At 64.8% G+C, this 25,642-nt stretch carries 19 protein-coding genes and 2 tRNA genes; 1 reads left to right on the top strand and 20 read right to left on the bottom strand.

Going from position 1 to position 25,642, the window contains the following annotated elements; genetic code table 11:
- Nucleotides 1-4 precede the first annotated feature (4 nt).
- The 13 genes from IVA88_RS21360 to IVA88_RS21420 all read right to left on the bottom strand — a co-directional run bounded on the left by IVA88_RS21360 (nt 5) and on the right by IVA88_RS21420 (nt 15,891).
- Nucleotides 5-2,881, bottom strand: coding sequence for a valine--tRNA ligase (locus IVA88_RS21360; protein WP_247499153.1), 2,877 nt, complete (start codon nt 2,879-2,881; stop codon nt 5-7).
- A 141-nt stretch (nt 2,882-3,022) separates the two neighbouring features.
- Nucleotides 3,023-3,793, bottom strand: a complete 771-nt coding sequence (locus tag IVA88_RS21365; RefSeq protein WP_247499154.1) for a DUF2497 domain-containing protein — start codon at nt 3,791-3,793, stop codon at nt 3,023-3,025.
- Between the two features lie 300 nt (nt 3,794-4,093).
- Nucleotides 4,094-5,500, bottom strand: coding sequence for a TolC family outer membrane protein (locus IVA88_RS21370; protein ID WP_247500378.1), 1,407 nt, complete (start codon nt 5,498-5,500; stop codon nt 4,094-4,096).
- 216 nt (nt 5,501-5,716) lie between these two features.
- Nucleotides 5,717-6,379 (bottom strand): protein-L-isoaspartate O-methyltransferase, encoded by a 663-nt coding sequence (locus IVA88_RS21375; RefSeq protein ID WP_247499155.1) that lies wholly within the window; start codon nt 6,377-6,379, stop codon nt 5,717-5,719.
- 137 nt (nt 6,380-6,516) lie between these two features.
- A complete protein-coding gene (locus IVA88_RS21380; RefSeq protein ID WP_007591158.1) occupies nt 6,517-6,696 on the bottom strand; it encodes a hypothetical protein in 180 nt (59 codons plus the stop codon).
- Nucleotides 6,697-6,871: 175 nt separating this feature from the next.
- Nucleotides 6,872-6,946 (bottom strand) — tRNA-Asn (locus IVA88_RS21385).
- 134 nt (nt 6,947-7,080) lie between these two features.
- Nucleotides 7,081-7,449, bottom strand: a complete 369-nt coding sequence (locus IVA88_RS21390; protein WP_007591185.1) for a hypothetical protein — start codon at nt 7,447-7,449, stop codon at nt 7,081-7,083.
- A gap of 1,023 nt (nt 7,450-8,472) precedes the next feature.
- Nucleotides 8,473-8,856 carry a RidA family protein gene (locus IVA88_RS21395; RefSeq protein WP_247499156.1) on the bottom strand — a complete coding sequence of 128 codons (384 nt, stop codon included), beginning with the start codon at nt 8,854-8,856 and terminating at the stop codon, nt 8,473-8,475.
- Nucleotides 8,857-8,899: 43 nt separating this feature from the next.
- Nucleotides 8,900-11,233, bottom strand: coding sequence for an acetamidase/formamidase family protein (locus IVA88_RS21400; RefSeq protein WP_247499157.1), 2,334 nt, complete (start codon nt 11,231-11,233; stop codon nt 8,900-8,902).
- A 133-nt stretch (nt 11,234-11,366) separates the two neighbouring features.
- Nucleotides 11,367-12,608: an acetamidase/formamidase family protein gene (locus tag IVA88_RS21405; protein WP_247499158.1), complete on the bottom strand. Its 1,242-nt coding sequence runs from the start codon at nt 12,606-12,608 to the stop codon at nt 11,367-11,369.
- Between the two features lie 49 nt (nt 12,609-12,657).
- Nucleotides 12,658-14,280: an amino acid ABC transporter permease/ATP-binding protein gene (locus tag IVA88_RS21410; protein ID WP_247499159.1), complete on the bottom strand. Its 1,623-nt coding sequence runs from the start codon at nt 14,278-14,280 to the stop codon at nt 12,658-12,660.
- Nucleotides 14,280-15,197 carry an ABC transporter substrate-binding protein gene (locus IVA88_RS21415; protein WP_247499160.1) on the bottom strand — a complete coding sequence of 306 codons (918 nt, stop codon included), beginning with the start codon at nt 15,195-15,197 and terminating at the stop codon, nt 14,280-14,282. Before IVA88_RS21415 ends, IVA88_RS21410 begins: the two co-directional genes overlap by 1 nt.
- Nucleotides 15,198-15,627: 430 nt before the next feature.
- Nucleotides 15,628-15,891 (bottom strand): hypothetical protein, encoded by a 264-nt coding sequence (locus IVA88_RS21420; protein WP_247499161.1) that lies wholly within the window; start codon nt 15,889-15,891, stop codon nt 15,628-15,630.
- A gap of 257 nt (nt 15,892-16,148) precedes the next feature.
- Here IVA88_RS21420 and IVA88_RS21425 point away from each other — a divergent pair, with 257 nt between their 5' ends.
- Nucleotides 16,149-16,361: a hypothetical protein gene (locus IVA88_RS21425; protein ID WP_247499162.1), complete on the top strand. Its 213-nt coding sequence runs from the start codon at nt 16,149-16,151 to the stop codon at nt 16,359-16,361.
- 83 nt (nt 16,362-16,444) lie between these two features.
- On the opposite strand, the gene IVA88_RS21430 is transcribed toward IVA88_RS21425, so the two are convergent.
- The 7 genes from IVA88_RS21430 to IVA88_RS21460 form a co-directional block, all read right to left on the bottom strand.
- Nucleotides 16,445-16,591 carry a hypothetical protein gene (locus IVA88_RS21430; RefSeq protein ID WP_247499163.1) on the bottom strand — a complete coding sequence of 49 codons (147 nt, stop codon included), beginning with the start codon at nt 16,589-16,591 and terminating at the stop codon, nt 16,445-16,447.
- A gap of 175 nt (nt 16,592-16,766) precedes the next feature.
- Nucleotides 16,767-16,840: transfer RNA gene (locus tag IVA88_RS21435), tRNA-Cys, on the bottom strand.
- 57 nt (nt 16,841-16,897) lie between these two features.
- Entirely contained in the window at nt 16,898-17,650 is a 753-nt protein-coding gene (locus tag IVA88_RS21440) for an ABC transporter ATP-binding protein (protein WP_247499164.1), read from the bottom strand.
- A 10-nt stretch (nt 17,651-17,660) separates the two neighbouring features.
- A complete protein-coding gene (locus tag IVA88_RS21445) occupies nt 17,661-18,377 on the bottom strand; it encodes an ABC transporter permease (protein WP_247499165.1) in 717 nt (238 codons plus the stop codon).
- A 197-nt stretch (nt 18,378-18,574) separates the two neighbouring features.
- Nucleotides 18,575-19,318: a tRNA-uridine aminocarboxypropyltransferase gene (locus tag IVA88_RS21450; RefSeq protein ID WP_247499166.1), complete on the bottom strand. Its 744-nt coding sequence runs from the start codon at nt 19,316-19,318 to the stop codon at nt 18,575-18,577.
- Between the two features lie 41 nt (nt 19,319-19,359).
- The gene (locus IVA88_RS21455) at nt 19,360-22,467 is read right to left on the bottom strand and encodes an efflux RND transporter permease subunit (RefSeq protein ID WP_247499167.1); all 3,108 of its coding nucleotides are present in this window, start codon (nt 22,465-22,467) and stop codon (nt 19,360-19,362) included.
- Nucleotides 22,467-25,616 (bottom strand): efflux RND transporter permease subunit, encoded by a 3,150-nt coding sequence (locus tag IVA88_RS21460; protein ID WP_247499168.1) that lies wholly within the window; start codon nt 25,614-25,616, stop codon nt 22,467-22,469. Before IVA88_RS21460 ends, IVA88_RS21455 begins: the two co-directional genes overlap by 1 nt.
- Nucleotides 25,617-25,642 lie beyond the last annotated feature (26 nt).

The following is a 25,642-nucleotide window of genomic DNA, read 5'->3' on the forward strand; positions in this document are numbered from 1 at the left end:
GAGGCTATGACGCCTGCTTCAGCCGCTCCAGCGCCTCGAGCAGCTTGGCCTTGCGCGCCAGCGCCGCCTCACGCTTCTCGCGCTCCTCCTCGACGACCTCCTCGGCCGCGTTGGCGATGAATTTCTCGTTCGCCAGCTTGGATTCGGCGCGCTTGATGTCGGCGTCGGCCTTCCCGATCTCCTTGTCGAGACGCGTGCGCTCGGCGGCGACGTCGATCACGCCCTTCAGCGGCAGCGCAGCCACCTCACCGCGCACCAGGAGCTGGACGGCGCCGTCGGGCGCACGATCGGCGAAGGAGATGTCCGACAGCCGTGCCATGCGCTTGATGACGTCGCTCCAGCGAGGCGCACGCTCCCTGGTCTCGGCCGAGGCGCCCGCGAGCACCAGCGCCGTCAGGGTCGCCGGCGGAATGTTCATCTCGGCGCGCACCGAACGGATCTGCGTGACGAGGTCGATCACCCAGCCGATCTCGGCCTCGGCCGCGGGATCAGTGAAGTCGGCATGGTCGAAGACCGGCAGCACCCAAACCGGCGAGACGAGCCCATCGGTTGGCCCGGTGGTCGCCGCGAGCATCGCAAGCTGCTCCGGCGTCGGTTCGGCCGGCTTCAGCGGCCAAGGTGCCAGTGCGAGCAGACCATCGCGCTTGGCCGTCACCTCCCACAACTCCTCGGTGATGAAGGGCATGAAGGGGTGCAGCAGTTTCAGGATCTCGTCGCGCGCCCATGCGACCATGGCACGGGTCTCGGCCTTGGCAGGGCTGTCGGGACCGAGCAGCACGGGTTTTGCGAGCTCGACATACCAGTCGCAATAGACGTTCCAGACGAAGCGGTAGATGCTGCCGGCGGCATCGTTGAAGCGATAGGCCTCGATCGCCTCGGTCACCTCGCGCGTGGTGTGCGCGCTCTCATGCGCGATCCAGCGGTTCAGCGTCTCCTTGACCTTGGCCGGCTCGAAACCCTCAGGCACGGCGCAGTGGTTCATCTCGGCGAAGCGCGATGCATTCCAGAGCTTGGTCGCGAAATTGCGATAACCCTCGACACGGCTGGTGGCGAGCTTGATGTCGCGGCCCTGCGCGGCCATCGCGGCCAGTGTGAAGCGCAGCGCGTCCGCGCCATATTCGTCGATCAGGCTGAGCGGATCGATGACGTTGCCCTTCGACTTCGACATCTTGGCGCCCTTCTCGTCGCGGACGAGGGCGTGGATGTAGATCGTCGAGAACGGCACCTCCTTCATGAAGTGCAGCCCCATCATCATCATCCGGGCCACCCAGAAGAAGATGATGTCGAAGCCGGTCACCAGCGCATTGGTCGGGTAGTAGCGCTGCACTTCCGGCGCGTCTGCGGGCCAGCCGAGAGTCGAGAACGGCCACAACGCCGAGGAGAACCAGGTGTCGAGCACGTCCTCGTCGCGCGTGATGAAGCCGTCACGCTTGTTGCGGTCGAGCGCCATCTCGCGGCCCTGCTCGACCGTGATGACTTCCTGCTCAACGTAATAGCCGAGGGCGTGGCTGACGGCCTCCTCCTCGGTCTCGGCGACGAACACCTTGCCGTCAGGGCCGTACCAGGCCGGGATCTGGTGACCCCACCAGAGCTGGCGCGAGATGCACCAGGGCTGGATGTTCTCCATCCACTCGAAATAGGTCTTTTCCCAGTTCTTCGGCACGAAGGTGGTTTCACCCGAGCGTACCGCGGCCATCGCGGGCTTCGCCAGCGTCTTGGCGTCGACATACCATTGGTCGGTGAGATAGGGCTCGATCACCGTGCCCGAACGGTCGCCATGAGGCACCATGTGGGTGTGGGGCTCGATCCGCTCGACGAAGCCGAACGATTCCAGTCGCTCGACGATGCGCTTGCGCGCGGCGAAGCGGTCGAGCTTGTTGAACTCCTCGGCGAACTGCGAGGCACCTTCCGGCAGGTCGCGCAGATAATCCTCGTTGTCGAGGAGATCGAGGCAACCCTCCTTGTCGATGACGCTGATCCGGCGCAGGCCGTGGCGATTGCCGACTTCGAAGTCATTGAAGTCGTGCGCCGGTGTCACCTTGACCGCGCCAGACCCCTTCTCCGGATCGGAATAGTCGTCGGCGACGATCTGGATCTTGCGGCCGACCAGCGGCAGGATCACGTTCTTGCCGACCAGCTTCTGATAGCGCTCGTCATCAGGATGCACGGCGACGCCGGTATCGCCGAGCATGGTCTCCGGGCGCGTCGTGGCAACGACGATGAAGCTCGAGGGATTCTCAGGGTTGAAAATCTTGCCTTCGATCGGATAGCGCAGGTACCAGAGGCTGCCCTTGACCTCGGTCTGCTGCACTTCGAGATCGGAGATCGCGGTGAGCAGCTTGGTGTCCCAGTTCACCAGCCGCTTGTCCTTGTAGATCAGGCCGTCGCGGTGCAGCTCGACGAACACCTTGACCACGGCCTTGGACAGGCCCTCGTCCATGGTGAAGCGTTCGCGTGACCAGTCGCAGGAGGCACCGAGCCGCTTGAGCTGGTTGATGATCGTGTCGCCGCTCTCGGCCTTCCACTGCCAGACCCGTTCCAGAAATTTCTCGCGGCCCATCTCGCGGCGTCCGGGCTGCTGGCGCTCCATCAGCTGCCGCTCGACCACCATCTGGGTGGCGATGCCGGCATGGTCGGTTCCGGGCTGCCACAGCACGTCGCGGCCGCGCATGCGCTCGAAGCGGCACAGGATGTCCTGGAGCGTGTTGTTGAGGGCGTGGCCCATGTGCAGCGAGCCCGTCACGTTCGGCGGCGGGATCACGATGGTAAAGGGCACCGCGTCGCGGCGGTCGGGGCGGCCGGCCTTGAAGGCAAGGCTGTCCTCCCACACGACGGACATGCGGGCTTCGATATCGGCGGGCTGGTAATTTTTCTCGATCATGGGGCCGTTAGAAAGCCGCGCGCGGGGTCCAAGTCAACGGAAAGGTCAAAGGAAAGCCAGGCGGCAACAGGGCTTTCCGGTCCGGTCGGGAGACCGAATATAGTGCACAAGCAGGGCTTTATGAGGGCTCTGCGGCCCGATCTACCTGCCGCCGCGCGATACCCGCTCGATTTCGGCCTTCACGATGCGTTCCACGAGGCCCGGCAAATTGTCGTCGAGCCAGGACTTCAGCATCGGACGCAGCATCTCCTTGACCAGATCCTCCAGCGTTCGCGCATTGCTGCTGAGCACCGTGTGGGCCAGGGAATTGAATGCGGATTCGACCGCCGACACCGTCGATTGCGCCAGGATCGGCTGCTGGGGCGGCACTGGCGGCGCATCGAAGTCCACGGGCGCATACGATGGGGGCGGCGTCGGACGTGGCGGCGGCGATTCGGCGAATTCGAGATCATCCCGCGGCTCGACCTTGCGGAAGCTAGGTGGCGGCGGAGACGACGTCGGCTCCATCGCCAGCGCCATATCGTCGGTCAATTCCAGCACGTCGGGCTCAGGTTCGGGCTCCGGCTCGGGAGCACGGATTTCCGGCTCAGGCGTGGCTGAGTCGAGCCCCGCCAGCAGCGCGTCGATATCGTCCTGATTGTTGGATGCATCCGCCTCGGGTGCGGGCGGCGGCGGCGGCGCCGGCTTTGCGGCCGGAGGCGGTACGGGCTTCTCAGCGGCCGGTTTGGCCGGCGCGACCTTGGATGCCGGAATATCGTTGATCGCCTGCGGCTTCGGCGGCGCGGCCGCAGCCTTCTCGGGCTTGGCAGCCTCAGTCGGCGGCGGCTTGGCCTCATCGTCGGCAATGATGCGCCGGATCGAGGCCAGAATCTCCTCCATCGAGGGTTCTGTGACCTTTGCAGGCTGCGTCATCTCCGACTCCACATCCTCAACGCCCTCGCATGCGTTATTTTACACCAAGCACGCCAGGATTGGCCGGTTCCGGACCGACGGCCCGACATTTTCGTCGTGACAGCCAGACTTGTCCCCAGATCACAGCGCAACGTACGGCCGTGCCGCCCTACCTGCGGGCCCGAGCTTTACGCAAACGACATCGGATGCGAGGCGAATCGACCCGCAGCTTCTTCGCAAGGCTATGTCAGGGAATTTGACGATTGCAAGCAAAGCACCAGTCGGCCTCGATTATTCGCGAGGCCGACCTGATCGCGGCAATCAGCGTCCGTCCGGCGTGCGCACGCCGGCCCAGCTGTCACGCACCTGATGATAGTGCACACTGGGATCATAAACCGTGGTCGAGAGACCGAGCACCTGGGGCGCGAGACGGCCGACTGCACTGAGCACGGAGTAGGACGCAACTACACGATCGTGCTGCGCGGTCACCAGTGCGACGCGCGCATTGACCAGCGCCTGCTGGGCATTGAGCACGTCGAGCGTGGTGCGTTGTCCGGCCTTGGCCTCTTCGCGCACGCCGTTCAGCGCGATCTCGGAGGCGGTGACCTGCGCCTGCGCGGAGGACACCTGCGCCTTGCCGGCGACCAGCTGTCCCCACGCCTGCACCACGGTGGCGCGGGCCTGGTCGCGGGTCGTTTCGAGATTCAGGCGCTGCTGCGCCAGGTTTTCCTTGGATTGGCGAATCAGCGCGTATTCAGCGCCGCCCTGGTAGATCGGAGCATTGACCGAAGCGACCGCCGAGGCTCCGAACGAGCGGAAGACGGTCATGGTCTGCTCGTAGGATTGCGTCGCCGCGACCTGGAAGTTGATCGTCGGCAGCAGCGCGCCCTCGTTGATCTTGACCTGTAGATAGTTGACGTCGATGCCGTACATCGACGCCGTGACATTCGGGTTCTCGACCAAGCTGAGACTGACCGCAGAGGGAAGCGTCCCCGGCAGGAAGCGATCGACCGGCGAACCCGGGGCGAGGGCTACAGGCTCATTACCGATGATGCGGCGGAAGTTCGCGCGCGTGGTGGTCAGATTCGATTCGGCTGTAAGCTCCTGCGTCTTGCCGGCAGCTAGCTGCGCCTCGGATTGCGCGACGTCCGTCCGCGTCACTTCACCAACGTTGAAGCGGTCCCGCGTCTGCTTCAGCGTCTGCTCGAGCACGCGCACGTTGCTGCGCTGGACTTCCAGCGTCGCCGAGTCACGCAGATAGTCCATGTAAACACTGGCGGCCTGGAGCAGGACGCTCTGCTCGAGCACGCGCAAGGCTTCCCGGGCGCCGGAGACCTGGCTCTCGGCGGCGCGCGTCCTGTTGGCGGTCTGGTTGCCGTTGAAGAGGTTCTGCGACACCGTCACGCCCGCACTGCGCGGCGCGTTGGTGCCGTGAGTCTCGGTGCGTACGATCGTGGTCGGCGTCCCACCTGCGGTGGTGTTCGTATCGGTGTATTGATAGCCGACGCTCGCCGTTACCGCGACCTTGGGGCGATAGCCCGACAAGGCCTGAGGCACATTTTCGTCCGTCGAGCGCACCTGGGCACGCTGCGCGTTGAGCTGCGGATTGTTCTGATAGGCGCGCACCAGCGCGGCCTCGATCGTGTCCGCCAAGGCAGGCGTCGGCGCGGCAAGCGCCAGCAGCAGGACCGAAACCGCTGCTCCGGTGAAGAGCTTCACCCCATGCATCCCAAAAAATCCGTTCATTCTAACGCCCGGCTCGTGCCCGCGAGCTGGGTTACCGTCTACCGAGTGGAGTCGTTGCCCCGCCGCAACATAGGACGCGGTCAAGCGGGACGGAACTACCTGAGGGTAGTTCGTAGTGGAAACTCTTCACGTGCAGCATCCCGGCCACACTTCTGATTCAGAACGGGATTTTAACGGGCCAAAGCCGCTATCGGGGCGTCAGAACACGAAGGCGGCGGCGCGTTCCAGCCCGGGAAGGACCGGGGCTGCGGCATCGAACAGCGCCCGATGGCCGAATTCGCCGTGGGTATGGGTCACGATCATGGCTCGCGGCGGCCTCGATTCGGCCGAGACCCCCACCAGGCGCCCCCCCTCCTTGAGCTGCCCGAGCAGCCCTGCCGGCGTCACCTCGGTGGCGCCGTTGAGGACGATCACATCATAAGGGGCGGCAGCGGCATCACCTTCGCTGCAGGCCGCGGCCTTGCAGGCCACGTTGGCAAGCCCGAGGGCGGCGAAGGTGTCCCTGGCCTTCGCGGCCAGGGCCGAATCGCATTCCGTCGCGGTGACCTGGCGCGCGAGCTTAGCGGTCAGCGCGGCGAGATAGCCCGTAGCGCAGCCGACGACCAGCACGTTGTCACCCTCGCCGATTTCGGCGGCCTGGAGCAGCTTGCCGGTCAGCTGCGGCTTGATCAGGAACCGCTTGGCGCCGCCCTCGCTGACGTCGAGATCGAGGTCGAGATACGCCAGTGCCTGCCGGCTCGCCGGCACGAAGGCCTCGCGCGGAACCATGAGCATGGCATCGAGAACACGACGATCGGTGACGTCACTGGTGCGCACCTGGCCATCGACCATTTTTAGGCGCGCCGTCGGGAAAACGGACATTTGCGGACCCTGCAAGGCGGACGATGCCGCGGACGAAAGTTGGCGGCATCTTTGGAACAGGCCCTTCGAAAACGCAACATGGCTTTGGCCCGCAAACCGGGCCCTTCCGCAACTCGCAACGTCGAGGGTGAGTCGGCCTATTCGATCGTGACGGCCAGACGGCCGATCAGTGCCGCGACTTCATCCAGCCGTGCCGAATCGTGTGTCTCGACCGCACGGGCAAGGCAGGCGAGGCATTCATCGTCGCTGAGTTCGGGGATGTCCGCCGGCAGGATTGAAGGCGCCAGCGGGGAACGGTCGACCTGGATGTCTCGCATGGGAATCAGCTCCGTAAGGGACCGGCTTCTGGAGGCTCGATTTCAATTGAGTCGTTTTGGCGTCGCCGCACCGAATGTGGCCGCGCCACCGTACACATCCACTTGAGAACTTGCCGCAACGAGATCGCAAGTCAGATCAGAGTCTGAAGCAAATCATTGAAAATGAAGCGGAATTTGGCTCCCCGGGCTGGATTCGAACCAGCGACCATCCGATTAACAGTCGGATGCTCTACCGCTGAGCTACCGAGGAAAAGGGCGAACCCGTCGTTCGCGCGCGGCTGCGTATAACAAAGCCGCTTGCGCTTGCAAAGGACGAATTCGCTATCTTGCACATTGCGGCGAGAAAGGGCACGCGGCCCGTCCTCCGCCTGACCTCGGATTAGGTTACTCGGCAACGAACGAAGTGGTCTTGGTGCCGGAATCGTAGCGCAGCCGAAGCGCGGTGAACTTGCAGAGGTTGACGTTCTTCCAGAGCACGGTCTCATCATAGTTCTGCCAGTCGACACGGACGTTCCAGACACACCCCTCGTCGTCATCGTCGAACTCGACATAGGTGCTCGCCTGGTTCTGCAAAACCTTGTCGAGCTCGTTGTCCCATTCGTCCATGCCGTCGTCCGGAGCATTGAAGCCGAGGAATTTGATGGCATAGCCGGTCTCGTTGACGACCGTGACGTTGCGGGCATCAGCCGCGAACGACGGCGCGGCGGCGATCGACAGACCGATCGCGATCAGTGCAGACAGAAAATACTTCATTTGAAATTCCCCCGATCGAAACAGGGCTTTCGGTGCCTGACGTCGATCGGCGCAGGCGCCGCGGCAACCCATGGCGTTGCCTTGAAGGATTCGTCCGAAGCGCAATCCAAAGGTTCAAGACGCGATCGATCCACGCTCCGGCTCGCTGCGCGACGCGAGACGCGCAACGAACCAGTTCTTATCGATTCGAATTCTCCGCAGCAATGAACCGGGGTTCATAGGTCGGCGGTGGTTGTCGTGTCGGGCGTCAATGTCCGCGACGCTGACGCGGCCCGGCGGCCCCTGCTCGAGCGGACCGACGACGACCTCTCCCGTCGCAGTCATTGCAAGGAGCCCTTGCGACGAAACAATCCAGAGCCGTTCCGCGGAGGGACTCTGGATTGCTTCGCTTCGCTCGCAATGACGGTGTGCAGACACGCCTTCGCATCCTCGCGGCTGGCTTCGCCCGAGCTTTGCTTCGTCACGCACACCCCCCTCCGTCAGAGGGTGCAGGGAAGACCGGGTGCCGGCCGGGCACCCACGGTCCACTGTGCGAAAGGTGGCTGCAAAAAGCTGCACAGCGGCATACAGGTGAAGCCAAACAACCGGCCTTCCCTGCGCAGCGGTTTTACGGCTTATGCCGTGCTCTCCCCGGGGAGCGATGCACTATTGCCCCCGTCGCCTTGCGGATGGCTGATGCGCGGGCCCGGTCGGGCAGCTCACATCACCACAAGACTTGACGCACAGACCCCGGGCGTCAGGACGACACGGTTTTGCCGTACGCTGATAGCACCGGTCGTGTGCGCGACGCCTTCGCTCACGGTTGCCCGCCCTGCGAAGCCCTTCGCGCCGATGCTGCCTGCGTCCACCACGGCTCATCCCGCATTTCGTGACGATCGCGATACGCCCCTCTGACAGGGATGAGGTGGGGCACAACTACGCCAAACCCGAATTTCGGTAAAGTGGAATCTTTTCACCCGAGCGGATTGACCCGTTGTTTGTGTGTTTTGCCCGTCGGGTAACGCAAGGGATTGTAGCATCGCCTCACGGCCGCCGGCACACCAGGTCGATCTCGATCAGCGCGTCGTAGGCAAGACCGGTGACGCCGACACAGGTGCGGGCCGGCAGCCGTCCGGGCGCGAAGTACGTGCGGTAGGTCTCGTTCATTGCGGTGTAATCTTCCTTGAAACGCGTGAGATAAATGCGCGTCATCACGACATGCTCGAGGCCGAGATCGAGACCTCCCAGCACCACTTTCAGATTCTCCATCACCGCGCGGGTCTGCGCGACGATGCCGTCGGGTAAGACGCCCGGCGTTTGCGGCGTGTCCGGCATCTGTCCCGTGACGAAGACAAAGCCGTCGGTCTCGACCGCGTGGCTGAAGGGCGCGACCGGCTTCGGTCCGCCGCTGATCATGTGGAATTTCACCGGGATTTCCTTGCTATGGCGCGTCGTTTAAAGGCGGCCTTGTCTAAGGGAAGGCCTGAAACAGGCGCTTGCTGATGATCGCGTGCACGCCCCAATTGCCGTCGACCACCTGTGTGACGCCGAAATCGACGGCGGCCGACATCAGCGCGATCGCCTCGTCCTCGCTGAGACCCTTCACGTTCATCAGGAAGCGCCGCATCTTGCGGAAGGCATCTTTCATGGCGAGGTCGAGCGAGGACTTTGCGTAGACCTCACTTTGGCCCTGAGCGCCGAATTCGGCGAGGTAGTTGGGATGGCTGAAGCCGGTCAGCACCCAGTCGGACTCGGTCTCGATCAGCGGATAAGAGAGATCGGCGAAGGGCTGGCCGGCAAGGTCGGCCTTCTTGTGCAGGATCACCTCGAACGTTCCGGTCATTGAGCATTCAATCGCGGTGCCGCTCAATTCGCCGTCGCCTTGCGTGGCATGGGGATCGCCGACCGATAGCAGCGCGCCGGGAACTGAGACTGGAAGATAGATCGTCGATCCCTTCCCCAGCCGCCAATTGTCGAGATTGCCGCCGAAATAGGACGGCGGCACGGAGTCGATGAAGTCGACTTCGCGCGGCGCCAACGCGATCACGCCGAAATGCGGGCGCAAGGGAATGCGGATGCCGTCGAGCACGGCGTGGCGGCGCTTCACCGTGCCGGGCAAGACCGGAATGCCGGGATAGTCGTAGGTGGGGTGCACCACGCCAGACGGGTCAGTCTGCGGCTCCCATCGGTAGGAATACAGCGCGCGGGCGTGCGGCGCATCGGCGTCGTCGACGATCTCGTAGATCGTCACGACCTCGCGCGGCTTCGGCCCTGAAAGAAACTCGTCGTAATGATATCCCCACCAGGCCGCGACCGAGGAGCCGAACACGCGCCCCGGATGTTTCGGATGACGGCTTGCGCGCGGTACGATGTCGAGGATCCGCAGTTCCAGCACGTCGCCGGGCTGGGCGTCCTTCACCGACACGGGCCCGGTGCAGATGTGCACGCCAAAGCCTTCGCCGGCGCCGCGACCGAATACGCTGGCATCCATCGGGCCGGCGCCGCGGCGGTCGATATTCTTCTTCTCTCGCGTCCAGCCGAACACGTTTTCGGCAGCGGCATCGCCCGCGATCATCAACTCAGGATCGTCGGAGGCGTGCTGCGTCAGCGTTTCGATGGTGATGGTATCGCCCGAGGCGATCTCGAGCTGCGGCTGTAACGAGCGGCTGAAATAGCCCCAATGAACACGGTTGGCGTCGATCGGAAGATGATGATGCTTGCGTTCGGCCGTCCCCCGCTCATCGATGTCGGTCCGGGCGAGATCGCTGCGCGCCTCTACACTCGCCTGGTGCACGCGGAGCTGCGCCAGCGCATCCTGCGGCCAGCCGCGCTGGCCGGTTATCCCATGCTGCGTCGTCGCTCGCTCCGCCTCCTGCTGGCGAAACTCGCGCGGCGGCAGCCCGAAGCGATGGCGGAAGGCGCGGCTGAAATGCGCGGAATCGCCAAACCCATAGGCGTAGGCGATCTCCGAGATCGAGCGGTGCGCCTCGGACGGATTGGACAGGTCGGCCCAGGCGCGCTGGAGCCGCCGCTCGCGAACGTAGTGCGTAAAGTTGTCGCCCACGGTCTCGAACAGCTTTTGCAGATAGCGCTCGGAAATTCCTTCGGCCTGCGCGACGCGCGCCGGCACCAGTTCGGGATCGTCGAGGCGGCGTTCGATGGTCTGGCAGATCCGGTGCAGCAGTGCTGACTGCGTTGCGCTCGATCCGGCGTCGGACGTCGAAGCGGCCAGTTGATGGGCGAGTGTCAGCAGGAGATCGACGAGCGACTGCGCGACCGCATTCCATTCGGCATCGCTCAGCGTGTCGAGCGTGCGCGCGGTCGCGTTCATCAGGCGCGCGAAAACATCGGCAAAGCCGCTGGGCGGAACGACCCGGGGTTCGCCGAGCCGCGGCCTGCCCGAGAGCCGGCCGTGCAGCGCCTTAGACGTCACCGACAGCACGATGGCGCGCATGTCGCGCTGGAATACGATGCTCCAGTCCCCGCTCCGCGGCAGCAGCACGAGATGGCCGACCGGAACGATGCGATGGCCGCCGGCGCTCTTGAGCACCATGCCGTCTTCGAGCGGCATCAGCGCAATCGGCATGTCTTCGTTGGATTGCGAGAGCGGACCGATGCTCTGGGCGCCGGCCGCCATGCGCGTCAGCGCGACGCCCGCGGCGTGGCGATGCGACGCCGTTGCGTGCCCGTCGAGGAAGGAATGCCCGGTCGCCGGCTGCAGGCCGACCGCGGCCAGCACGTCCCGCCAGGCTTCGGGGCGGTCGTCTTGCGCGTAGGACTCGCTCGTGAAGGGACGGAAGCTCATCGGATCCACCCAGATTGCAGTGGATCGAAGCAACCTCTGTGCCAGACGCACATGGTCATCCGTTGCGGCGACGGCCTGCAAATGAGGTTGGCTGGTCACGTGCTCATCCCCAAATGGGCTGTGCTTCAATGCATTAGTCGCATCGGAAGATGTTCTTGCGGATCGTGCCGTGGACGCCCCAATTGGCGTCGACCACCTGGGTGACGCCAAAATCGGCGCCGACCGACAGCAGGGAGATCGCCTCGTCCTCGCTCAAACCGTGCACCGTCATCAGGAACCTCCTGAGCTTGCGGAACGCATCGCGCATCGCACGGTCGAGACTCGAATGATTGGCAATCTCGGTTTGAGCGTCGGCGCCGAGCGCGGCGAGGTAGTTCGGATAGGTAAAGCCGTAGAACGACCACGCCTGATCGGTCTCCAGCATCGGATGGTCGAGACCTTCGAGGCTGGTGCCGGCGAGATCGGCCTTCTTGTGCAGGATGAACTCGAAATCGCCGGTCAGTGAGGTCTCGATCGCGGTACCGCCAAGCTCGCTGTCGCCTTGCGCGGCGTGAGGATCGCCGACAGAAAAATAGGCGCCGGGGACCGCGACCGGATAGAACATCCGCGCGCCCTTGCCGATGCGCCAGTCGTCGATGTTGCCGCCGGTATAGCTCGGCGGGATCGAGCTGACGAAATCGGCCTCCGACGGTGCGAGCCCCATGGTGCCGAAATGCAGCCGTGCCGGCACCTTGACGCGTGCGAGGATGTTCTCGCGCTTCTTGATGGTGGCGTGATCGACGCGCACGCCGGGATAATCGATGGTCGGATGCACGATGCCGTCAGGGTCGGTCTGCGGCGTCCAGACGTAGTTGTAGACCGCCTTGGCATAGGGCTCGCCGGAGGTGTCGAGCTCGAAGATGGTAACGACCTCGCGCGGTTTCGGCTCCTCGATCAGATCGCGATAGTGAAAGCCCCAATTCGCGGCGACATTGGAGCCGAAGCAGCGCCCGGCATGGCAGGCGCTGCAGCTCGGCCGCGGCCGGACGTCGAGGATGCGCACTTCCAGGATATCGCCGGGCTCGGCGCCTTCAATGGCGACTGGACCGGTGAGGAGATGCACGCCAATCCCCTCGCCTGCGCCGCGGATGAAGGGGCCTTCGACGGGCCCGGCGCCGCGCCGTGCCACCGCCTTGTGCTCGCGCGTCCACTGGAACACGCTTTCTGCGCCGGGATCGCCCTGGATCATGCGCTCGTAATCGTCATTGGCGTGATGAGTCAGCGTCTCGATGGTGGCGCGATCGCCAGAGCGCAGCGTCAGGGCCGGCGCGACCTTCTTTGAGAAGTAACCCCAGTGAACGGTTTTCGGCGAAACCCGCAGTGTGAAATGCTTCATGACGTGGCCTTTTCGGGGAGCGCGGTCTTGAACGTTGAGGATGCGGCTCTCATCGCACCGCCTCCGAAGTCTTGTCGGCTTCCATCACGCTGAGGAAACGCGCCGTCAGCGGATTGCGGGGGTTGGAGAGCACCTCGTGCGCTGGCCCCTCCTCGATGATCGCGCCGCCACTCAGGAACGCGACGCGGTCGGCTACTTCATCAGCGAAGCGGATCTGGTGCGTCGAGATGATCATGGTGAGGCCGTCATCGATGGCGAGCCGCCGGATCACCTCCAGCACCTCGCTGACGAGCTCGGGATCAAGCGCCGAGGTCGGCTCGTCCAGGAGCAGCACGCTTGGATTGGGTGCCAGCGCCCGCGCGATGGCGACGCGCTGCTGCTGGCCGCCAGAGAGATGCCGCGGCAGCGCGTCGGCGCGGTGCGACAGCCCGACCCGGTCGAGCAGCTCGGCAGCGCGGCGATCCGCATCAATGCGGGTCATGCCGTGCACCCAGCGCAAGGGCCCCGCGATGTTTTCCTTCGCCGAAAGATGGGCGAACAGGTTGAACTGCTGGAACACCATGCCGACGCCCAGGCTGGCCCGCTCATTGGCAATCGCGCGCGGCGGCAGCAGCTTGCCGGCGTCGTCGAAACCGAGGCGGCGGCCGCCGACGCGCACGGTGCCGGAATCCCAGCTTTCGAGATGATTGATGCAGCGAAGCAGCGTGCTCTTGCCGGAGCCACTGGGCCCGAGCAGCGCGACCACCTCGCCGACGCGCACCGTGAGATCGAGGCCGCCGAGCACTTTTTGCGCGCCGTAGCACTTGGTGAGGTCCTTGGTCTCGACCGCGATGTTGTTGCGCGAAATCGTCGCCGCACGCCGGGTGCGCTCCTCGCGGGTCAAGGCGAGCGGAGGTGTGTCGGCGAGTTCTGCCTGTGCGGGCACTGGATCATCAGCCGTGACGGCGGCAAGTTCGACTTTGGCGGCGAGATCGACGCGGCGCCAGGGCAGATAATCGGCGAGCTTGCGCTGGCGAGCTTTGGCGCGGTCGAGATCGAGCAGCCATTCGACAAAAAGCTGAATGATGCTGATGGCAAAGGTCAGCACGAGGTACAGCAAGCCCGAGGCGAAGAAAATCGAGAAGAAATCGAAGGTCGAGGACGCAAGCTGGGTCGAGCGCAGCGTCAGCTCCTGGACCGCGACGACGGAGGCCAGCGAGGAGTTTTTCAGCGCGCTCACCGCCTCGTTGCCAAACGCAGGAATCATGGTGCGGATCGCCTGCGGCGCGATCACCCGCCACATCAATATCCGCGGCGTCATGCCGAGCGCCTGGCCGGCCGTCACCTGCCCGCGATCGACGCCGAGCACGCCGGCACGCAGCATCTCGGCGATGAACGGCGCCTCATTGCAGGCCAGCGCAAGGCCGGCGGCGAGCACCGCCGGCAACTTGATGCCCATATGGGGCAACGCGTCGTACGCAAACACCATTTGCAGGATCAGCGGCGTGCCGCGGAAGATCACAGTGTAGGCCCTGGCGATCGCCGCCAGCAGCCAGAAGCGAGAGAGCTGCATGCCGGCGAGGATCAATCCGAGGATCAATCCGCCGCCGAGCCCGAGGGCAGTCACCTCGAGGGTGAGCTCGATGCCCTCGAGCAGATACGGCATGCTCAGGTAATGGAGGAACAGCGACATCAGTCGGCCGTCAGAATGTCAGGCTCCTTGAAGTTGTTCACGTCGAGCCCATGCTTCTTCAGAAGCTCCATATGCGTGCCGGCCTTCTGCACCTCGACCAGCGCGGCGAGCACGGCGTCACGGAATTTCGGCTTGTCCTTGGGCACGGCGATGCCGACCGAATACGGGATCGTCACCGCGGTCGCCTTCTCCAGCTTGTCCGGATAGGCCTTGACCGCGCTGTCGACGGTGTTGACGTCGTTGACATAGGTGTCGGCGCGGCCGGCGAGGATCGCCTGGATGCAATTGGCGTTGTTGTCGTAGAGCTGGACGGTCGGCTCCGGCTTGCCGGCCTTCTTGCACTCGGGCATCAGGGCCTGGATCAGCGGTACCTCGACATAGCCGGTGTTTTCGGCGGCAGCCGCGCCGCACATCGACATGTTGATGCCGTTGATGCCCTTAGGATTCCCCTTGGCGACCAGCACGCCGTCGAACACCTTCGAATAGGTGATGAAGTCGGCGGCCTTGGCGCGCTCCTTGGTGGCGTAGATGTCGGAGATGACGATGTCGGCTTGTCCGGCGGCGAGCGTGGTCAGGAGTGCAGCGAACGTCACCGGCTTGTAGGTCAGCTTGAAGCCGAGGCATTCGCCGATGGCTTCGCCGAGATCGATGTCGAAGCCGATATATTTGCTGGGATCCTTCGGATCGATCGTCTCATAGCCCGGCGTGTGCGGATTGATCGCGTTGACCAGGGTCTTGCCCTTCCAGTCCGGATATTTGTCCTGGAGCGCGGCGCAGGACGCCGGCGCCGCAGCCTGCGCGCTCAGGGGCGCGGCTGCCAGCGTGCCGAAAGCAACGGCGGCGCCGAGCGCGCCCTTGCGCCAAGACAGCGATGCACGCGCGATCCCCCGCGCCTGGGACAATACCGGTCTCTCCATCTCCAGCTCCTTCGAATTGTCATGGCAATGGCCATGTTCCAGATTCCGGAAGCGAGCCTAGGAGGAGAGCGGAGCGGAAAGCTTGTCCGCGGGCGTACAAATAATTGGATGGAGGGAGCCCGTCATTTGGGCACGCGGCTGCACAAAAACTGTTCGTGCGTGAGGGATGCTCGCGGGGGCGCAACTCCGAATTCGGAGGAATCAAGATCTTGCGCCACGCGGTGATCTGCACGATCAGGGAAACATGTGGTGTGGTCATTTGACAGGGATATGACAATCGAAGGACGCATCTGAGGGCGACATCCGAAGCACATCACCGCCGTCCACAGCCTGTCCGCAGCATACCCACAGTATATCCACAAGCCGACTATGCCGGATTCGCAAGCCCGCAAGGGCCACTTGCTGCGCACAAACCCACAGGGCCGGTATGTCAGCCGCCGCCTTGATCGAAAACGGTGCGGCAAGCCTCACTCAAGCTTGACCGGTTACGGCGCAGGCACGCCGTGATGGCCCGGACGTTGGGGATTTCGCCGGCACAGAGGCGGTAGACGTCGGGGGTGCAGGCCCGGCGCTGTTCGGGCGTTCCCTGCTGTGCATGGGCCGCGGAGGCAAACAGCGTCAGGAACAGCCCGAGCGTCGAGGCGCGACGCGCCCGGCTTTTCACACCCGCGAACCGCAAGAACCTCGCCTTCATGACCAGTCTCCCGTTCTGCCCTGCCCGCCCGGCCTGTCTTGGCCGCTGTGCAAAGGGGTAGGAGAAAGGAACAGCCGAAGATGTGATCTCCTTCACACTGAGGGCGCGCGATAGGAACCCAAGTCTCCCAGGGGGATTTTTACCAATCGCTAACCAATCGGAACCCGATTGGCGGATCGTTAAAATGCGAACGATCGGCTCAATCCGGAAACAAGCCGGCTTTGCGACATTGCCCCATCCGCGGTCCGGAGGGTGGGATGAGCGAAGCCGAATTCAACTTGCTGCTGGATGCCGTCCAGGACGCCATGGTCCATGAAGATCTGGCGTTCGGGCCGGAGGAGGATTTCGTGCCCCGCTCGTGGACGTATTACGCGAAACCCAAGGCTTTCGCGAAGTCCCAGGCCGCCAATGACAACGAGGGCGCCTGGCCCCTGCTGCCGTTTCCGGACGGCTGGTACGCGGCCTGCTGAGCTCAATTCCACCGTGAACGGATCCGCCCGCGCCCTGCGGGCGTTCTGCTATGGTCCCTACGCCGAATCCGGCGCGGCCGCGATCACGTCTTGACGCTCTCCCCGCCGTTCTGGGGCGCCTGGTCGGGTGCGGCCGACAGAAAGATGCTGTCATAGATCGCGCGGGCCTCGCGAATGAGGCGAGCCCGCTCCAGTTCGGATTTCGGGATAAATCGGACGATTTCGCTCACGTGCTCTCCAGCGCTCGATCGTTGGGATGCATCACTTCGCAGATGCGAAGACTATGCCAGCGGGCTGAATGGCAGGTTTCCGCCACGCTCCGGGCAAACCCGGTGTCCGCAGCCGGCAGGCATCGCCCGCGAGCCCGATGGATCCAATAATTGCTGAGATATCAGGAGGTTGTGATGGAGGCCACGTCGGGACTCGAACCCGAGTAAACGGTTTTGCAGACCGGCGCGTAACCACTCCGCCACGTGGCCCCAACGAGGGCGGAGCAATATAGGGGATCAAGGATTTAGGCAACCCCGGCCGGGCGGCTACGCCTTCCCGCGGCCGAGATATTGGGCGAGAATCTCATCGGTCGCGCCGGCCGCCACGATCCGCCCCTCCTCCAGCAGGATCGCGCGATTGCAGGTGCTTTTGATCAGATCGACGTCGTGCGAGGCCAGCACCAGGATGCCGGCGCGCGCGACAATCTCGTCGAGCCGCTGCCGCGCCTTTTTGCGGAATTGCTGGTCGCCGACGCCGATCCATTCGTCGAGCAGCACGATCTCGCCCTCCACTGCGGTTGCGACCGCAAAGATCAGACGCAGCATCATGCCGCTGGAATAGGTGCGCAGCGGCAGGTCCAGCCGGTCGCCGAGCTCGGTGAATTCCGCGATTTCTGTGCGCCGGGCGTCGATCTCGGAGCGCCGCGCGCCGATCACGAGCCCGCGCCGCATGATGTTCTCGTAGCCGGTCGCTTCCTCGTCGAAGCCGGCCGACAGGTCGAACAGCGACAGGCAGCGGCCGAGCACGTCGACGTTGCCCGCCGTCGGATGGTAGATGCCTGCGAGCACCCGCAGCAGCGTGGTCTTGCCGGCGCCGTTGGCCCCGACGATAGCGACGCGGTCGCCCGCAACGATATCGAGATTGACGTCGTTCAACGCGCTGACGATGTGCGGGCGCGGCGCCTCCCGTCGCAGCGTCACGGCACGTACGAACCGGCTGCGCAGCGAGCGGTCGCGGAACGACAGCACCGGAAATCTCACCGAGACGTTGCGAAGCGCGATATGAGCTGCGGGGATCATATCTCGCGCCTCACAGCCAATACGCCACGCGGTGGCGGTATTTTGCGTAGCAACCGAGGGCGACGACGACCACGACGGCTGCATAGACGATCCCGAGCAGCCATTGCTCCGCATCGGTCGGCTGCGAGAGCAGCGGCCGGCGCACCAGATCAAGCAGTGTCGCGAACGGATTGGCGCGGACCAGCCACTGGAACGCGGTGCCGCGCACGCTGTCCTCGGTCCAGATGATCGGCGTCAGGAAGAAGACGAATTGCAGCCCGCTGACGATCGCCGAGCCGACGTCGCGAAACCGCGCGCAGAGCATGCCGAGCGCAACCGAGCCGCCAAGCAGCACGACGAGCAGGATCGCAAGGCCCGGCGCCGCGAGCAGCATGCTCCCCTGCAGCGGCCACCGCATCACGAGATAGAGCAGGATCACGATCACCAGATGATGCGCGAAGATGAGGACGTTGCGCGCGATCATCTGGAGCACATGCACGATCAGCGGCGCCGGCACCGCCTTGATCAAATGGCCTGACGCCACGAAGATGTTGGAGCCCTCCTGAAGCGTCGTCGCGATCAGGGTCCAGACGATCAGGCCGACGGCGAAGGCCGGCAGAAAGCTGGTGATGTCCTGCCTGAACAGTGCCGCATAGACCGTGCCGACGCTGGCAATCGTCGCGGCGAGCGTCAGCGTGATCCAGAGCGGGCCGATCACGGTACGGCGGTAGCGCAGCGAAATGTCCATCAGGGCCAGCGTGCCCCAACGATCGAACCGCGCCGCCTGGGCAAGGATTTCCTTCGCTGCAAGCTGAATTCGACGGCCCCTTCCGCTTCCGGCTCTCCGATGCGCGACAGGATAGCAGATCGCGGCCTGTTGGCCGATGGTCTCTATCCGCCCGCTCCGCGCCGGGCAATCAACCGTACGGATGATCTAGGCCGAAGTCAGGCTCGCTTCCCCCGCCGGACACCGCGCCGGCGGTCCTTCACCGGCGGCTTCGGAGCCAGTTCCGGCATCGCGACCTGCACCTCGCGGTAGCGCGTCAACATCCGTTCAAAACTGGCGTTCAGCGTTTCCGCGATGTCAGGGCGCTTCTCAAGACTGGCCAGGATCGTCGCCGCCGCCTCGATGGTGGAGAGCCCATCTTTCCGCGGCTCCTTGCGCAGGCGCCCGTAGCGCGAGGGGCGCGCCGGGTTGAGGATCACCCGCTGGCATTTCAGCATCCAGGGGTTGCGCCACCACAGCGCCTTGGCCTGGCTCCAGGTGCCGTCGAGCAGCACCACGCCTTCGAGCTTGCCCAGGATCGCGCGCTGGTTCTCGGCGATCTCGCCTTTGCGGTTGAGCGCCAATATCTCGCCCTCGGCCTCGAGATCGGCGGCGTGCGCCGAGCCGAGATAGAGCACGGCCCAGTGCGAGGCGTTCTCGATCGGTTGCCCCAGCGCCTTGGACAGACTCGGCCAGGACAGGCCGACCCGCAGCGTGGCACCGGCGAAATGCTTCGCAAGCAGCCGCGCGGTGCCGAGCGCCCTGTCCTGCTCCTGCGGATGCTGCAGGATCAGGAGCCCAAGCCGGCTCTTTTCGATCGGCGTGACACTGTCGCAGATGCACAGCGGCATCGGCTTCTGGCAATGCGGGCATTCGGGGATCGGCTCGGGCGCTGCGGCGGCCGTCTCTGCTGGGTTCGACATGGCCGCCGCTATACGCTTTGCACGGCGGTTCAACAACCCGCCTATTCAGCCGGCGCGGCCAGGGGGCGCGGCTCGGAACGCCGGCGCAGGCGATCGATCAGCAGGTAGATCACCGGCGTGGTGTAGAGCGTCAGGATCTGCGAGACGAACAACCCGCCGATGATGGTGATGCCGAGCGGGCGGCGGAGTTCCGTGCCGGGCCCGGTCGCGACCACCAGCGGAATGCCAGCGAACAATGCCGCCATGGTCGTCATCAGGATCGGGCGAAAACGCGCCTGGCAGGCCTCGAAGATCGCCTCCGCAGACGACAAGCCGCGCTGGCGCTCCGCGTCGAGCGCGAAATCCACCATCATGATTCCGTTCTTCTTGACGATGCCGATCAACAGGATGATGCCGACGAACGCGATCACCGTCAGCGGCGTATTGGTGAGCTGCAAGGCCAGCAGCGCGCCGAGGCCCGCCGAGGGCAGCGTCGAGATGATCGTCAGCGGATGGGCGAGGCTCTCATAGAGCACGCCGAGCACGATATACATCGCCACCAGCGCGCCGAGGATGAGGAGCGGCTGTCGGCCGCTGGTCTTGGCGAAATCGCCGGCATTGCCATCAAAACTGCCGCGAATGCCTTCCGGCATGTGCAGCTCCTCGACCGCGCGCTGGATGTTCTGCGTTGCGGCCTGGAGCGCTGCGTCCGGCAACAGGTTGAACGACACCGTGGTCGATGGGAACGACTGCGAATGATAGACCGCGAGCGCGGCGAGTCCGCGCGTCGCATGCACCACGGCCGACAGCGGTACCTGCGCGTCATTGGCGCCAGCGACATAGATGCGTTCGAGGTTGGCCGGGTCGACCTGGAATTTCGGATCGATCTCCAGCACGGTCATGTACTGGTTGCGCTGGGTGTAGATGATCCCGATCTGCCGCTGCGAAAACGCGTTGTTCAGCGCGTTGTCGATGTCCTGGACGCGCACGCCGAGGGCCGACGCCTTCTGGCGGTCGATGGACAACGTCAGTTGCAGCCCGCCGGGATCGCGGTCGCTGGAGATGTCGGTGATGCCCTCGACGCTTTCCATGCGCTTGGCCACGATCGGCGCCCACTTCTGCAATAGGCCAAGATCGGTGCTGGTCAGCGTGTACTGGTAGTCGGAATCGCTCTGCCGCCCGCCGGCGCGCACGTCCTGGGCCGCGAACATGAACAGGCGGATGCCGGGCACGGGGTATAACGCCCGCCTGAGACGGTCGATCACCACCTGGGTCGAGACGTGGTCGCGCTCCTCCGGCGGCTTCAGGCTGATGAACATGGTGCCGCGATTGGAGGTCGCAGCGCCCGGGCCGCCACCCCCGCTGCCGACCGTTGAGCCGATGCCGGCCACCGCCGGATCCTGCATCACGATGTCGGCGAGCCGCTGCTGGAGGCCGAGCATGGACTGGAACGAGATGTCGGCCGAGGCGCGCGTCGCCCCGATGACGAAGCCGGAATCGTCCGTCGGGAAATAGCCCTTCGGAATCTTGATGTAGAGCGTCACCGTCAACGCAATGGTGGCGAAGAACACCAGCAGCGTCAGCATCGGAAATTCCAGCACGGTGCGCAAGGTGCGGGTGTAGAACGCGACGATGCGCGACAGCGAGCCTTCGATGATGCGGTCGAACAGGGTTGCCGTGCCGGACGTGGTCTGCCGGATGTAATGGGCGCAGATCATCGGCGTTACCGTGAGCGACACCAGCGTCGAGACCAGGATCGCAAAGGTCAGCGTCAGCGAGAACTCGCGCAGCAACCGGCCGACGATGCCATCCATGAAGATCAGCGGCGTGAAGGCCGCGATCAGCGACAGGCTGATCGACACCACGGTGAAGCCGATCTGCCGGGCCCCGTCCAATGCCGCCTGGAGCGGCCGCATGCCGTGCTCGAGATTGCGGTACATGTTCTCGATCATGACGATGGCGTCGTCGACCACGAAGCCGACGGAGATCGCCAGCGCCATCAGCGACAGATTGTCGATCGAGAAGCCCGCGACCCACATGCCGGCGCAGGTCCCGGCCAGCGCCAGCGGCACGGAGATCCCGGCCGCGATCGTCGGCGTGAGCCGTCGCAGGAACACGAATACCACGACCATCACCAGGATGGCGGTCGCGAGCAAGGTCCACTGCATGTCGAGCACGCTGGCGCGGATCGTGGTGGTGCGATCGACCAACGTGGAAATATCGACGCCCGCCGGGATCCACTGCTTCAGCGCCGGAATCAGCGCCTTCACCCGGTCGACGGTGTCAATGACGTTGGCATCGCCCTGCTTGGTGATCTGGATCAACACCGCCGGCTGCTTGTTGAACCAGGCGATGGAGCGGGCGTTACGGACGGAATCCTCGATGTCGGCGACATCGGCCAGCCGCACAAAATTGCCGTTCGAGCTCTTGATGACGATGTCGCGGAACTCCTTGGCCGTCCGCATCTGCCTGTTGAGCCCCAGCGTCTCGCTCTGGCGCTCGCCGTTGAAGATGCCGACCGGACCGAGCGGGTTGGCATTGATGATCGCGGTCCGCACGTCGTCCGTGGCGATGCCGGCGTTCGACAGCGCGACGGGGTTGAGCTGCACCCGCACCGCCGGCTGATCGGCGCCGGAAACCGTGACGTCGCCGACGCCCGGCACCTGCGAGATGCGCTGGGCCAAAACCGTATCGGCGACGTCATAGATCGCGCTCGCCGACAGCGTCTTCGAGGTCAGCGCCAGCACGAACACGGGGGCGCCGGCGGTGTTGGCCTTGCGAAAGCGCGGCAGCGTCGGCAAATCGCTCGGCAGGTCCACCAGCGAGGCGTTGATTGCCGCCTGCACGTCGCGCGCGGCCTTGTCGATGTTGCGGCCGATGTCGAACTGGAGCTGGATGTTGGTCGTACCGAGCGACGACGTCGAGGTGATCTGGTTGATGCCAGCGATCTCGCCGAGCCGCCGCTCCAGCGGCGAGGCTACGGTCGCGGCCATCACGGACGGGTCGGCGCCGGGACGGCTGGCCGAGACGAAGATGGCGGGGAAATCGACGTTCGGGACCGACGCGACGGGGAGAAACTCGTAGGCAACGACGCCCAGCAGGAACAACCCGATCGACAGCAGCGTGGTCGCGACCGGGCGGCGGATGAAGGGCTCCGAGATCGATGCCATCACTGCATCCCCTCGGTCGCGCCCGCGACAGGCGGGCCGCCGGATTCGGCCGGCGGCAACGCCTGCTCGAGGCGGCGGTTGATGCGGTCGAGCGCGAGGTAGATCACTGGTGTGGTGTAGAGCGTGAGCAGCTGGCTCAGCAGCAGGCCGCCAATGATGGAGATGCCGAGCGGAAAGCGCAGCTCGGCGCCGGTGCCGCTCTCGATTGCCAGCGGCAGCGCGCCGAACAGCGCGGCCAGCGTCGTCATCATGATGGGGCGGAAACGCAGGAGACAAGCCTGAACGATCGCCTCGTTCGGCGACATCCCCTGCCGGCGCTCGGCCTCGAGCGCGAAGTCGATCATCATGATCGCGTTCTTCTTGACGATGCCCATCAGCAGGATGATGCCGATCAGCCCGATCACCGAGAGGTCCTGCCCGCACAGCATCAGCGCCAGGATCGCGCCGACGCCGGCTGACGGCAGCGTGGACAGGATCGTGATCGGATGGATGTAGCTCTCGTAGAGCACGCCGAGCACGATGTAGATCGTGATCACCGCGGCGAGCAGCAGCCAGGGCTGACCGGCAAGCGCCTTGGAGAATTCGGCGGCGTCGCCGGCATAGACGCCGACGATGCTGTTGGGCATCTCGATCCGGGTCTCGATGGTCTTCACGGCCTCGACGGCATCGCCGAGCGCCGCGCCGGGCGCGAGGTTGAAGCTGAGCGAGATCGACGGGAACTGCGCCTGGTGCGAAATCGCGAGCGGCGCGATGGTGCGTGTCAGCGTCGCCACGGCGGAGAGCGGCACCTGTGCGTTAGGCGCGCCGGCGGTCGCGCTCGCCCCGCCCGGCAGATAAAGCTTCGACAGAATCGATGGATCGCGCTGGTACATCGGCAGCGCTTCAAGCACCACGCGGTACTGGTTGGCCTGACCGTAGATGGTCGAGATCTGGCGCTGCGCGAAGGCGTCATTGAGCGTGTCGGTGATGCCCTGGAGGCTGACACCGAGCTGGCCGGCGCGGGTGCGGTCGACCGTGAGCTGCGCCCGCAATCCGCCTTCCTGCGCCTCCGACGAGACGTCGCGGAACATCGGTTCGCGCCGCATTTCGGCGACCAGCTTGCGCGCCCATTCCGACACCAGCGCCGCGTCGGTGCCGGTCAGCGTGTACTGGTATTGCGAGCGGCTCGATTGGGTCGAGATCTGCACGTCCTGCACCGGCTGGAAATAGACGGTCATGCCGGGGATGCCCGACACCCTCTCCTTCAGACGGGTGATCACCACGCTGACATCGTCGCGCCGCTCGCCCCGCGGTTTCAGCGTCATGACAAGACGGCCGACATTGGTGGTCGGATTGACCGAGCCCGCACCGATCACCGAGACCACGCCGGTCACATCGGGGTCGGCCTTGATGGCATCGGCGGTCTCGGCCTGCCGCTTCTGCATCTCCGCGAACGACACGTCAGGCCCGGCCTCCGTCACCGCCGTGATCGAGGCGGTGTCCTGCAGCGGCAGGAAGCCCTTTGGCGCGACGACATAGAGCGCCAGAGTCGCAATCAGCGTAGCAAAAGTCACGACCAGCGTCGCGCGCTGGCGTTCCAGCACCCACAACAGCGTTCGATGATAGAACTCGACGGTTCGGTCGATGAAGCGGCTGACGGCGGCCAGTCCCGGTACCGCCAGTTCCTCATGCGCATGGCGAAGCAGCCGCGAGCACATCATCGGCGTCAGCGTCAGCGAGACCACGGCCGAGGTCACGACCGCGATCGTCAGCGTCAGCGCGAATTCGCGGAACATGCGGCCCACAAGGCCCGACATGAACAACAGCGGGATGAACACCGCAATCAGCGACACCGTCAGCGAGATCACGGTGAAGCCGATCTCGCTGGCACCCTTCAGCGAGGCTTCCATCGCGTTGTCGCCGTTCTCCATGTGACGGACGATGTTCTCGATCATCACGATGGCGTCGTCGACGACGAAGCCGGTGCCGATGGTGAGCGCCATCAGCGACAGATTGTCGAGGCTGAAGCCGGCGAAATACATGATGCCGAAGCTCGTGATCAGCGACAGCGGCAGCGCCACGCCGGCGATCAGCGTGGCGCGCAGCGAACGCAGGAACAGCAGCACCACCAGCGTCACCAGCACGACGCTCAGGATCAGCGTGAACTGCACGTCGCGCACCGAGGCACGGATGGTGACGGTGCGATCGGAGACGATGGTGAGGTTCACGCCGGCCGGAATGGCCCGCTGGACCTTTGGGATTTCCGCGCGGATCTGGCTGACGACGTCGATCACATTGGCGCCGGGCTGACGCTGGATGTCGATGATGACGGCCGGCGAGCCCTGGTACCAGCCGCCGGTACGGTCGTTCTCGAGGCCATCGACGATCTGGGCGACGTCGGCAATCGTGACCGGCGAGCCGTTGCGGTAGGCGATGATGACAGGTTTGTAGGCGTCGGCGGCGGCGATCTGGTCGTTGGCGGCGATGATGTAGGATTGCTGCGCGCCGTCGAGCGAGCCTTTCGGCCCCGACACGTTGGCATTGGCAATCGCGGTGCGCAGGTCCTCCATGGCAATGCCGTAGGCTGCGAGCCGCGCGAGATCCGCCTGGATGCGAACCGCCGGCTTCAGCCCGCCGAGCACCGAGACGCGTCCGACACCGGATATCTGGCTCAAACGCTGCGCCAGAAGCGTGTCGGCGATGTCGCTCATCGCCCGCAACGAGATCGTGTCGGAGCGCAGCGCCAACGTCATCACCGGCGCATCGGCCGGGTTCACCTTGGCGTAGGTCGGCGGATAAGGCAGCGTCTTGGGCAGCACGCCGGCCGCCGCGTTGATGGCGGCCTGGACGTCCTGGGTCGCGCCGTCGATGTCGCGGTTGAGATCGAATTGGAGCGAGATCTGGCTGACGCCGAACGAGCTCGTCGAGTTCATCGCCGACAGTGACGGGATCTGGCCGAGCTGCCGCTCCAGCGGCGCGGTGATCAGTGAAGCGATCACGTCGGGGCTCGCGCCGGGCAATTGCGTCGTCACCTGCACGGTCGGGAAATCGACCTGCGGCAGGGCAGACACCGGCAGCGCGAAATAGCCGAGCAGCCCGCCGATCAGAAGCGCGATGCCGAGCAGCGAGGTCGCGATGGGACGGCGGATGAAGGGTTCGGAGACGCCCATGGGATGCGCCTGCCGTTCAGGCGGCT

Origin of the sequence: Bradyrhizobium sp. 149 (assembly GCF_023073915.1) — a bacterium.
Classification (GTDB): domain Bacteria; phylum Pseudomonadota; class Alphaproteobacteria; order Rhizobiales; family Xanthobacteraceae; genus Bradyrhizobium.